The following is a 9177-nucleotide window of genomic DNA, read 5'->3' as shown; positions in this document are numbered from 1 at the left end:
CACTGAGAACTGGTCGCTGGTCAGTGCCTTGATCTGGCCTGTGGTCAGCCCGGGAACCTGTGCCGTGGTCAGGCCAATGATCTGGTCACTGGTCATGTTGGCGATGGTGGCCGTGGGCAGTGCGCCTATGGCTTGCGAGCTCAGGGCTGCCAGGTCGCCGGTGGTGAACACGGCAAACTGGTCGCTGGTCAGCGCGCCCAGTTGGCCCGAGGTCAGCGCGGCGATCTGCGCTGTGGTCATGACGTCGATTTCGTTGGTGCCCAGGGCCTTCATCTGGCCCGAGGTCARCGCACGGATGTCGKCKGTKKCGATGGCGGTGAACTGCGCCGTGGTCAGCGCTTGCAAGCCATCCGTAGTGATGGCCGGCATTTGCACCGTGGTGAGAGCCTGCAACTGCGCGGTGTTGAAGGCCGCCCAATCGTCCGTCGTCAAGGATTTGATAGAGCCGGTGGAAAGCCCTGCAATCTGCGACGTGCTCAGGCTGGTGATGATACTGGCCATGGTGAAGATCCCCGCTCAATAGACAAAAGCTTGCTCCGGCCCGCGCGGCCGGAACAGCATTGATTCGCTACAACAACCCAAAAGACGCCATACAAAAGACGCCGCTTCTACGCTAGCGGCTATCTTAGTCTGCGCCACCCGAGCACTCTTTACAAAAACACACACATTTGCGCACTATTTCACACGCAGTCACAGATTACCAAGACCGCGAAAAAGACACCTTTTGCGCCCCATCGTCACTATTTCGGCCGTATTGACAGAGAACTTGAGGAATTTTGTAACCTGAGCAACCCGCCCGTCACAAGGTGCGTTGTTACAAATGGTCCGGCCTGCCACGACCATGCGCGTGCACGAATGTACCGCGCCCATCCAAGCGCACTGTGACCAAAGTAAGACTTGGCTGCCTAAAACGGCCCACCGTCAGCGGGCCCGGCCTGGACGGATGGTCCAGGCGTTTGCGTGCCCGCCATTGAAGGCGGGCACCTGCCAAGTTAAGCGTACGTCGCTTTACTGCGCACGATAGGCATCGTGGCAGGTCTTGCACGAACCGCCAACCGCGCCCACAGCGGCTTTGATGCTGTCCAGGTTGCCGGTTTTGGCGGCGGCAGCCAGCTTGCTCATTTCGGCCTGCAGCTTGTCGGCTGCTTCCTGGAACTTGGCGTGCTCTTTCCAGATTTCCGGCTTGGCCTTGGTGTCGCCCTTGTCGGTGCCTTCGCCAAACGCCGCCCATGGCAATTTGGACATGTATTCGGCAACCGCGGCGCTGTCTGCGGCCACCTTGGCGTCAAAAGGAGCCCGGCCCGTGGCCATGGCGGCCACGCGCCCGAAGTTCTGCTGCATGATGAACATGGCGCTCTTGCGGTACTTGATGGCGTCCTCGGGCTTGGCAAACTGCGCAAAGGCCGGCAGTGTCAAAGTCATCAACGCGGCAACGGACAACAGGCGGAACAGATTCTTCATGGCATTCCTTGGGATGGTGATGGGGGCGAGAACCTGGGCGAGTTTAATTCGATTTGCCGTTTGACGCAGCACATGACAACCCTGGCTGGCTGGCGATGCCAGCGGCTAAACTGATGCCTCGCCGCCACCATCCAGAAAGCCGCAACGCCCATGGCCAGCACCGTCACAAAGAAAGTCTGGGATTTACCCACCCGCCTGTTCCATTGGGCGCTGGTGCTGTGCGTACTGGGCATGGCCGTCACGGGCCAGGTGGGGGGTGCGCTGATGCCATGGCATTTCCGGCTGGGCTATACGGTGGCCAGCCTGCTGCTGTTCCGACTGGTGTGGGGCTTCGTGGGCGGGCACTGGTCACGTTTTCAGACTTTCTTGTACTCACCCATGGCCGCCTGGCGCCAAGCCAGAGGCCAGGCTCATACCGATCAGGCAGCTGGGCACTCACCGCTGGGTGCACTGTCGGTGTTCGCCATGCTGGGGTTTTTGCTGGTACAGGTTGGCTCAGGGTTGATCAGCGACGACGAGATCGCCTCCAGTGGCCCGCTGGCCAAGTTCGTGTCCGGTTCCACCGTCAGCCTGGCCACCCATTACCACAAGGCCTATGGCAAATACATCCTGCTGGCGCTGCTGCTGTTGCATGTGGCGGCCGTGATGTTCTATTTAATGCGCAAGCGGCGCAACCTGATCGCCCCCATGGTGGACGGCAAGATGGAACTGCCCGCTGAAACACCGGCCTCGCGGGACGACGGGGCATCTCGCGCGGTGGCAGCCGCTGTGTTCGCAGGCTGTGCTGGCGCGGTAGCGCTGATGGTGAAGATTGCTGGGTGAGGTGGGCAGTTTGGCCGTGAAGCAACCCTCCATCAAGATACGCGCCCCGCAGCAGGCTGAAGAGCTGGAGTTGGTGCGCACTATCTTCAGGGAGTACGCAGCCAGCCTGGCTGTGGACCTGTGTTTCCAGAACTTTGACCAGGAACTGGCCACGCTCCCAGGCGCCTACGCGGCACCTGGCGGCGCGCTGCTGCTGGCCTATGTGGACCAGCGCCTGGCGGGCTGCTGCGCTGTGCGGGCGCTGAACACGGTGGACTACCCGAACGCCTGCGAGATGAAGCGCCTGTTCGTGCGCGCTGACTTTCGCGGCCTGGGCCTGGGCCGCCAACTGGTGGAAGCCGCGCTGGATGCCGCCCGCGCCGCCGGCTATGCCCGGGTGCTTTTGGACACGCTGGACGACATGGAAGCCGCCCGCGCGTTGTACAAGGACCTGGGCTTTGAGGAAGTGCCGCCCTATTACCACAACCCGATTGCCGGGTCGCATTACTTGAAAGTGGAAATCTGAGACATTGCGGGACAGACCACCGCGAAGCGGTGCTCTGTCCTCAACTGTTTGTAGCTGTCCGGCTGTTCACGTTCCCGGACAGGCCACCCCACCTGTTCAGCCCTTGGCCTGCGCCAGCATGGTGCCGGCGTCGCTGACCTCGAACTTGCCCGGGCCTTCAATGTTCAGCGTGGCCACCTTGCCGTCTTTCACCAGCATGGAATAGCGGTTGCTGCGCAGGCCCATGCCCTTACCGGTCAAATCCAGCGTCAGACCCGTGGCTTGCGTGAAGGCTGCGCTGCCGTCACCCAGCATGCGCACCTTGCCGGCGGTTTTCTGGTCGCGCGCCCATGCGCCCATGACGAAAGCATCGTTGACGCTGACGCACCAGATCTCGTCCACGCCGGCGGCCTTCAGTTCGTTGAATTTTTCCACATAGCCGGGCACGTGCTTGGCCGAGCAAGTGGGCGTGAAGGCGCCAGGCAGCGCGAACAGCGCGATGGTCTTGCCGGCTGTGGCCTTGGCCACATCCACCGCATTGGGGCCGATGCTGCAGCCCTCGCCCTCCACTTCGGAATATTCCATCAGCGTGGCTGCTGGCAGGGTGTCGCCTACTTTGATCATCTTGAACTCCTCTATGCGTTGATTTGAACTTACAAAAGAAAACGGCTCACATTGTGAGCCGTTTTTGTCAGACCTGCAGTCTTCAAGCCGCAAGGGCTTTAAACCGTGGCAGCCTTTTCCACCAAGCGGGTAGCCACCCAGTTCTTGGTCTTGGAGATCGGCTTGCTCTCGGTGATCTCGATGATGTCGCCCAGGTGGTACTCGCCCTTTTCGTCATGGGCGTGGTACTTGCTGGATTTGCCGACGATCTTGCCGTACAGCTCGTGCTTGACGCGGCGTTCGATCAGCACGGTGACTGTCTTGGCACGCTTGTCGCTGACCACCTTGCCGATCAAGGTGCGCTTGAGGGATTTTTTAGCTTCCGTCATTTAGTGGCTCCTTATTTGGCGGCTTTTTCAGCGCTTTGCTTCTCGGCCAGGATGGTCTTGGCGCGGGCAATGTCGCGGCGCGTGGAGCGCAGCGTAGCGGTGTTGTTCAATTGTTGCGTGGCCTTTTGCATGCGCAGGCCGAAATGGGCCTTTTGCAGCTCTTTGACCTCAGCCTTCAGGCCGGCAACGTCCTTGGTGCGCAGTTCAGTAGTTTTCATATCAATGGCTCCTGATTACTGGCCGATCATGCGGGCGACGAAGGTGGTGCGTAGCGGCAGCTTGGCGGCAGCCAAACGGAACGCTTCGCGGGCCAGCTCTTCGGGCACACCGACGATCTCGAACACGATCTTGCCGGGCTGGATTTCAGCCACGTAGTACTCCGGGTTACCCTTGCCGTTACCCATACGCACTTCTGCGGGCTTTTGGGAAATCGGCTTGTCGGGGAAGACGCGGATCCAGATACGGCCGCCACGCTTGACGTGACGCGAAATGGCGCGGCGTGCTGCCTCGATCTGGCGCGCCGTCAGGCGGCCGCGGTCCGTGCACTTCAGGCCGAAGTCACCGAAAGCAACCGAGCTACCCCGGGTTGCGATGCCGGTGTTGCGGCCCTTCTGCTCTTTGCGGTATTTTCTGCGAGCGGGTTGCAGCATGTTTACTCTCCTTTGGCGCCGTCAGCTGCTGCAGCTGGCGCGGCTACCTTGCGGACGCGCTTAACGGCGGTTTTCGGGGCCTCGGCACCAGGGGTGGCCTCGGCGGGTTTGTCGCTGCCGTCAGCCGGTGCCGTAGCGGCGCCAACCGGGCGACGAGCGCCGCGCGGAGCGGGGCGGTCAGTGCCAGGGCGGCCACCATCACGACGCGGGCCACGCGGGCGACGCTCTTCTTCGGCACGGGGTTCAGTGGCGGCCGGCAGGTCGTTACGACCCAGCGTGTCACCCTTGTAAACCCAGACCTTGACGCCGATCACACCATAGGTGGTCTTGGCTTCAGAGGTGCCATAGTCAATGTCTGCGCGCAGCGTGTGAAGCGGCACGCGACCTTCGCGGTACCACTCGCAGCGGGCGATTTCGATGCCGTTCAGACGACCCGAGGACATGATCTTGATGCCCAGGGCGCCCAGGCGCATGGCGTTCTGCATGGCGCGCTTCATCGCGCGGCGGAACATGATGCGCTTTTCCAGCTGCTGGGTGATGCTGTCGGCGATCAGCTTGGCATCGATTTCGGGCTTGCGCACTTCTTCGATGTTGACTGCCACCGGCACGCCCAATTGCTTGCCCAGTTCGCGCTTCAGGTTTTCGATGTCCTCGCCCTTCTTGCCGATCACCACGCCCGGACGTGCCGAGAAGATGGTGATGCGGGCGTTCTTGGCGGGGCGCTCGATCAGCACGCGCGAGACCGAGGCGTTCTTCAGCTTGGTCTTCAGGTACTCACGCACCTTGATGTCTTCGGCCAGCATGCCGGCGAAGTCACGGTTGCTGGCGTACCAGCGCGAGGCCCAGTTACGGCTCACCGACAGGCGAAAGCCGGTGGGGTTGATTTTTTGTCCCATATCTTCCAGACCTCTTTCAGTTGCCGACCGTCACGTACACATGGCACGTGGGCTTGCTGATACGGTTGCCGCGGCCCTTGGCGCGCGCGGTGAAGCGCTTCAGGGTGGCACCTTGCTCGACGTAGATGGTCTTGACCTTCAATTCGTCGATGTCGGCACCGTCGTTATGTTCGGCGTTGGCGATGGCGGACTCCAGAACCTTCTTGATGATCACGGCAGCTTTTTTCTGCGTGAACTGCAGGATGTTCAGGGCTTGATCGACCTTCTTGCCGCGAATCAGGTCCGCCACCAGGCGGCCCTTGTCAACGGACAGACGGACGCCACGAAGGGTTGCACGTGTTTCCATGGTCATTCCCTTACTTCTTCTGGACTTTTTTGTCCGCGGGGTGGCCCTTGAAAGTACGGGTCAGCGCGAACTCACCCAACTTGTGGCCAACCATTTGGTCGGTGATGTAGACCGGCACGTGCTGCTTGCCGTTGTGCACGGCGATGGTCAAGCCGATGAACTCGGGCAGGATCATGGAGCGGCGCGACCAGGTCTTGATCGGCTTCTTGTCCTTGTTGGTGACGGCCTTGTCGGCCTTGGCAACCAGGTGATGGTCAACGAACGGACCTTTTTTCAGAGAGCGAGTCATTCTCGTGCCCCTTACTTCTTGCGACGCGACACGATCATGACCTGTGTGCGCTTGTTGTTACGGGTACGGTAACCCTTTGTCAGGTTACCCCACGGATCGACAGGATGACGGCCTTCGCCGGTCTTGCCCTCGCCGCCACCGTGCGGGTGGTCGACCGGGTTCATCACCACACCGCGAACGGTCGGGCGGATACCCATCCAGCGCTTCACACCGGCCTTGCCCAACTGGCGCAGGCTGTGCTCTTCATTGGCAACCTGGCCAATGGTGGCGCGGCAGTCAATGTGGATCTTGCGGACTTCGCCAGAGCGCATGCGCACCTGGGCATAGGTGCCTTCGCGCGCCAGCAGCGTGGCCGAGGTACCGGCGGAGCGCACGATTTGCGCGCCCTTGCCGACCTGCAGCTCGATGCAATGCACGATGGAACCCACCGGGATGTTGCGCACCGGCAGCGTGTTGCCCACGCGGATCGGGGCCTCAGCGCCGCTCATGATGGACGCGCCAACTTCAAGGCCACGCGGGGCGATGATGTAGGCACGATGACCATCGGCGTAGCACACCAGGGCGATATGCGCGGAACGGTTCGGATCGTATTCAATACGCTCGACCTTTGCCGGAATGCCATCCTTGTTGCGCAGGAAGTCCACCACACGGTAGTGGTGCTTATGGCCACCGCCCTTGTGACGGGTGGTGATGTGACCGTTGTTGTTGCGGCCGGCCTTCTGGAATTGCGATTCCAGCAGCGGCGCATAGGCTTCACCCTTATACAGGTGGTCACGCGAAATTTTCACCACGCCACGACGGCCTGGTGAAGTCGGTTTCATTTTGATAACGGCCATGATTAAGCAGCCTCCCCGCCCAGGTTCAGTTCCTGACCCGGCTTGAGCGTCACATAAGCCTTGCGCACGTTGTCGCGGCGGCCGATGGACTTGCCAAAACGCTTGGTCTTGCCCTTGGTGTTGACAACCGACACGCCCTTGACTTCGACCTTGAACATCAGTTCAACAGCGGCCTTGATCTCGGGCTTGGTGGCGCCTTGCAACACCTTGAAGGTCACCGCATTGCTCTTGTCGGCAATCATCGTGGCCTTTTCGGACACGATGGGAGCGATCAGCACCTGCATCAGGCGGCCTTCGTCAAATTTGTTCACTTGCGCGGCGCTCATGCGAACATCTCCTTGAGTTGGTCCATGGCGGCCTTGGTCACCAGCACCTTGCGGAAGTGCACCAGCGACACCGGGTCGGCGTAGCGCGGCTCCACCACCAGCACGTTGGGCAGGTTGCGGGAAGCCAGGTACAGGTTTTCGTCGACTTCGTCGGCGATCACCATCACGGACTGCAGATTCATGGCCTTGAACTTGGCGGCCAGCGTCTTGGTCTTGGGCGACTCCACCTTCATGGAGTCCACCACGGCCAGACGGCCTTCACGGGCCAGCTGCGAGAAGATGGAGGCCATGCCGGCACGGTACATCTTCTTGTTGATCTTCTGGGTGAAGTTTTCGTCAGGCTGGTTCGGGAAAATCCGACCGCCCCCGCGCCACAGCGGCGAAGAGGTCATACCGGCGCGAGCGCGGCCGGTGCCCTTTTGCTTGAAGGGCTTCTTGGTCGAGTGGTGAACCTGGCCGCGGTCCTTCTGGGCGCGCGTGCCTTGGCGGGCGTTGGCCTGGAAGGCCACGACCACCTGGTGCACCAGGTCTTCGTTGTATTCACGACCAAACACGGTCTCAGGCGCGTCGTACTTCGACGAGGCCTGGCCTTGGTCATTCAGGAGTTCGAGCTGCATTAGTTCGCTCCTTTGGCTGCGGGCTTGGCCTTGACGGCCGGGCGGACGGTCACAAAACCGCCGGCGGAACCGGGAATGGCACCCTTGATCAACAACAGTTGGCGCGCTTCGTCGATGCGAATCACGTCCAGGTTCTGCGTCGTCACGGTCACATCACCCAGGTGGCCCGTCATGCGCTTGCCAGGGAACACGCGACCCGGGTCCTGGGCCATACCGATGGAGCCAGGAACATTGTGGGAACGGCTGTTACCATGGGAAGCACGCTGAGAGCTCATGTTGTGGCGCTTGATGGTGCCGGCGAAGCCCTTGCCGATGGAGGTGCCTTGCACGTCCACCTTCTGGCCCACGGCAAACACCGAGCTCACAGCCACCGTGGCGCCAGTCTTGTACTGGGCAGCGGCATCAGGCGTGATACGGAATTCTTGCGTGATTTCACCGGCTTCAACACCCGCCTTGGCGAGGTGGCCGGCTTGAGGCTTGGTCACACGCGAAGCTTTGCGCGAACCGAACGTCACCTGCAGGGCGACGTAGCCATCGTTCTCTTGGGTTTTGACCTGGGTCACACGGTTGTTGGACACATCCACCACCGTGACGGGAACAGCATCCCCGTCATCGGTGAACAGACGCATCATGCCCACCTTGCGGCCCAGCAACCCCAGGGAGTTGCTCAGACTCATTGTTTTCTCCGTAACTTCCACCGCCGCAACTGCAATTGGTTACGACGTTTTTGCGTGGAAGACTGTTAATAAAACTCTGCTGAAAAGACAAAAGCAAAGCTTTGGCCAACCCAACAGAGCCTAAGAGTATAACGCGTGCCCGGCTTTTACGCAAGTCCCGCGCCCCCACTCTCAAAGGTTAGACGGGCCGGGCCCCGGAATGACCCGGGAGCCGGCCCGTCAAACTGCTTGCAGCCGCTTATTGCAGCTTGATTTCTACGTCCACGCCGGCCGGCAGGTCCAGCTTCATCAGGGCGTCCACCGTCTTGTCGGTGGGGTCCACGATGTCCATCAGGCGCTGGTGCGTGCGGATCTCGAACTGGTCACGGCTGGTCTTGTTGACGTGCGGCGAACGCAGGATGTCGAAACGCTTCATGCGCGTGGGCAGGGGCACGGGGCCCTTGACGATGGCGCCGGTGCGCTTGGCGGTGTCGACGATCTCGGCAGCCGACTGGTCGATCAGCTTGTAGTCAAAAGCCTTCAGGCGGATGCGGATTTTTTGCTTGGTAGCCATGGTATTTAATCTTTCTTAAATATGGGCTATCAGGCAATGATCTTGGCCACCACACCGGCGCCCACGGTCTTGCCGCCTTCGCGGATGGCGAAGCGCAGGCCTTCTTCCATGGCGATGGGGTTGATCAGCTTGACCGTGATGGTCACGTTGTCACCAGGCATGACCATTTCCTTGCCTTCGGGCAACTCGATGGCACCGGTCACGTCCGTGGTGCGGAAGTAGAACAAC

Annotated in this window: 16 protein-coding genes and 1 pseudogene; 2 read left to right on the top strand and 15 right to left on the bottom strand. The window is 60.9% G+C overall.

The features are described from left to right. Both AC1DX2_RS25800 and AC1DX2_RS25795 read right to left on the bottom strand, forming a co-directional pair. A pseudogene (locus AC1DX2_RS25800) lies at positions 1-501 on the bottom strand (heme utilization protein); the annotation flags it as partial. Between the two features lie 507 nt (positions 502-1008). Beyond that, positions 1009-1461, bottom strand: coding sequence for a c-type cytochrome (locus AC1DX2_RS25795; protein WP_477199305.1), 453 nt, complete (start codon positions 1459-1461; stop codon positions 1009-1011). Positions 1462-1611: 150 nt separating this feature from the next. Here AC1DX2_RS25795 and AC1DX2_RS25790 point away from each other — a divergent pair, with 150 nt between their 5' ends. Together AC1DX2_RS25790 and AC1DX2_RS25785 are read left to right on the top strand one after the other, a co-directional pair. Next, positions 1612-2283, top strand: coding sequence for a cytochrome b/b6 domain-containing protein (locus AC1DX2_RS25790; RefSeq protein WP_477199304.1), 672 nt, complete (start codon positions 1612-1614; stop codon positions 2281-2283). 16 nt (positions 2284-2299) lie between these two features. Then, complete coding sequence (locus AC1DX2_RS25785; protein WP_477199303.1) at positions 2300-2788, top strand: GNAT family N-acetyltransferase; 489 nt, start codon at positions 2300-2302, stop codon at positions 2786-2788. Positions 2789-2884: 96 nt separating this feature from the next. Here the strand turns inward: AC1DX2_RS25785 and AC1DX2_RS25780 are convergent, their stop codons facing one another. From AC1DX2_RS25780 to AC1DX2_RS25720, 13 genes are all read right to left on the bottom strand, one after another. Further along, positions 2885-3391 (bottom strand): redoxin family protein, encoded by a 507-nt coding sequence (locus tag AC1DX2_RS25780; RefSeq protein WP_477199302.1) that lies wholly within the window; start codon positions 3389-3391, stop codon positions 2885-2887. A 98-nt stretch (positions 3392-3489) separates the two neighbouring features. Next, a complete protein-coding gene (rpsQ, locus tag AC1DX2_RS25775; RefSeq protein ID WP_477199301.1) occupies positions 3490-3759 on the bottom strand; it encodes a 30S ribosomal protein S17 in 270 nt (89 codons plus the stop codon). An 11-nt stretch (positions 3760-3770) separates the two neighbouring features. Next, on the bottom strand, positions 3771-3977 hold the full coding sequence (gene rpmC, locus AC1DX2_RS25770; RefSeq protein WP_477199300.1) for a 50S ribosomal protein L29: 207 nt from the start codon (positions 3975-3977) through the stop codon (positions 3771-3773). Between the two features lie 15 nt (positions 3978-3992). Further along, on the bottom strand, positions 3993-4409 hold the full coding sequence (rplP, locus tag AC1DX2_RS25765) for a 50S ribosomal protein L16 (RefSeq protein WP_029708121.1): 417 nt from the start codon (positions 4407-4409) through the stop codon (positions 3993-3995). A gap of 2 nt (positions 4410-4411) precedes the next feature. Beyond that, positions 4412-5305, bottom strand: a complete 894-nt coding sequence (rpsC, locus tag AC1DX2_RS25760) for a 30S ribosomal protein S3 (protein ID WP_477199299.1) — start codon at positions 5303-5305, stop codon at positions 4412-4414. Positions 5306-5321: 16 nt separating this feature from the next. After that, positions 5322-5651 carry a 50S ribosomal protein L22 gene (gene rplV / locus AC1DX2_RS25755; RefSeq protein ID WP_477199298.1) on the bottom strand — a complete coding sequence of 110 codons (330 nt, stop codon included), beginning with the start codon at positions 5649-5651 and terminating at the stop codon, positions 5322-5324. Between the two features lie 10 nt (positions 5652-5661). After that, positions 5662-5940, bottom strand: a complete 279-nt coding sequence (gene rpsS / locus AC1DX2_RS25750; protein WP_271232859.1) for a 30S ribosomal protein S19 — start codon at positions 5938-5940, stop codon at positions 5662-5664. A gap of 11 nt (positions 5941-5951) precedes the next feature. After that, a complete protein-coding gene (gene rplB / locus AC1DX2_RS25745) occupies positions 5952-6776 on the bottom strand; it encodes a 50S ribosomal protein L2 (protein WP_477199297.1) in 825 nt (274 codons plus the stop codon). Between the two features lie 2 nt (positions 6777-6778). Next, positions 6779-7102 (bottom strand): 50S ribosomal protein L23, encoded by a 324-nt coding sequence (rplW, locus tag AC1DX2_RS25740; RefSeq protein ID WP_477199296.1) that lies wholly within the window; start codon positions 7100-7102, stop codon positions 6779-6781. After that, complete coding sequence (gene rplD, locus AC1DX2_RS25735) at positions 7099-7719, bottom strand: 50S ribosomal protein L4 (RefSeq protein ID WP_477199295.1); 621 nt, start codon at positions 7717-7719, stop codon at positions 7099-7101. Before rplD ends, rplW begins: the two co-directional genes overlap by 4 nt. Beyond that, on the bottom strand, positions 7719-8396 hold the full coding sequence (gene rplC, locus AC1DX2_RS25730; RefSeq protein WP_477199294.1) for a 50S ribosomal protein L3: 678 nt from the start codon (positions 8394-8396) through the stop codon (positions 7719-7721). Before rplC ends, rplD begins: the two co-directional genes overlap by 1 nt. 238 nt (positions 8397-8634) lie before the next feature. Continuing rightward, positions 8635-8949, bottom strand: coding sequence for a 30S ribosomal protein S10 (gene rpsJ, locus AC1DX2_RS25725; RefSeq protein WP_028250951.1), 315 nt, complete (start codon positions 8947-8949; stop codon positions 8635-8637). 29 nt (positions 8950-8978) lie between these two features. Further along, positions 8979-9177, bottom strand: a 199-nt coding sequence (locus tag AC1DX2_RS25720) for an EF-Tu C-terminal domain-related protein (protein ID WP_477199293.1), incomplete at its 5' end; no start/stop codon positions are given.

The organism is Hylemonella sp. P2_B10 (assembly GCF_056404875.1).
The sequence above is the reverse complement of the archived record's forward strand: the minus strand, read 5'-3'. Positions and strand labels throughout refer to the sequence as shown.

Bases quoted from the DNA above. Each gene is read 5' to 3' on its own strand.
- AC1DX2_RS25795 (WP_477199305.1), bottom strand. From the start codon at position 1,461: ATGAAGAATCTGTTCCGCCTGTTGTCCGTTGCCGCGTTGATGACTTTG.
- AC1DX2_RS25790 (WP_477199304.1), top strand. From the start codon at position 1,612: ATGGCCAGCACCGTCACAAAGAAAGTCTGGGATTTACCCACCCGCCTG.
- AC1DX2_RS25780 (WP_477199302.1), bottom strand. From the start codon at position 3,391: ATGATCAAAGTAGGCGACACCCTGCCAGCAGCCACGCTGATGGAATAT.
- rpsQ (WP_477199301.1), bottom strand. From the start codon at position 3,759: ATGACGGAAGCTAAAAAATCCCTCAAGCGCACCTTGATCGGCAAGGTG.
- rpmC (WP_477199300.1), bottom strand. From the start codon at position 3,977: ATGAAAACTACTGAACTGCGCACCAAGGACGTTGCCGGCCTGAAGGCT.
- rplP (WP_029708121.1), bottom strand. From the start codon at position 4,409: ATGCTGCAACCCGCTCGCAGAAAATACCGCAAAGAGCAGAAGGGCCGC.
- rpsC (WP_477199299.1), bottom strand. From the start codon at position 5,305: ATGGGACAAAAAATCAACCCCACCGGCTTTCGCCTGTCGGTGAGCCGT.
- rplV (WP_477199298.1), bottom strand. From the start codon at position 5,651: ATGGAAACACGTGCAACCCTTCGTGGCGTCCGTCTGTCCGTTGACAAG.
- rpsS (WP_271232859.1), bottom strand. From the start codon at position 5,940: ATGACTCGCTCTCTGAAAAAAGGTCCGTTCGTTGACCATCACCTGGTT.
- rplB (WP_477199297.1), bottom strand. From the start codon at position 6,776: ATGGCCGTTATCAAAATGAAACCGACTTCACCAGGCCGTCGTGGCGTG.
- rplW (WP_477199296.1), bottom strand. From the start codon at position 7,102: ATGAGCGCCGCGCAAGTGAACAAATTTGACGAAGGCCGCCTGATGCAG.
- rplD (WP_477199295.1), bottom strand. From the start codon at position 7,719: ATGCAGCTCGAACTCCTGAATGACCAAGGCCAGGCCTCGTCGAAGTAC.
- rplC (WP_477199294.1), bottom strand. From the start codon at position 8,396: ATGAGTCTGAGCAACTCCCTGGGGTTGCTGGGCCGCAAGGTGGGCATG.
- rpsJ (WP_028250951.1), bottom strand. From the start codon at position 8,949: ATGGCTACCAAGCAAAAAATCCGCATCCGCCTGAAGGCTTTTGACTAC.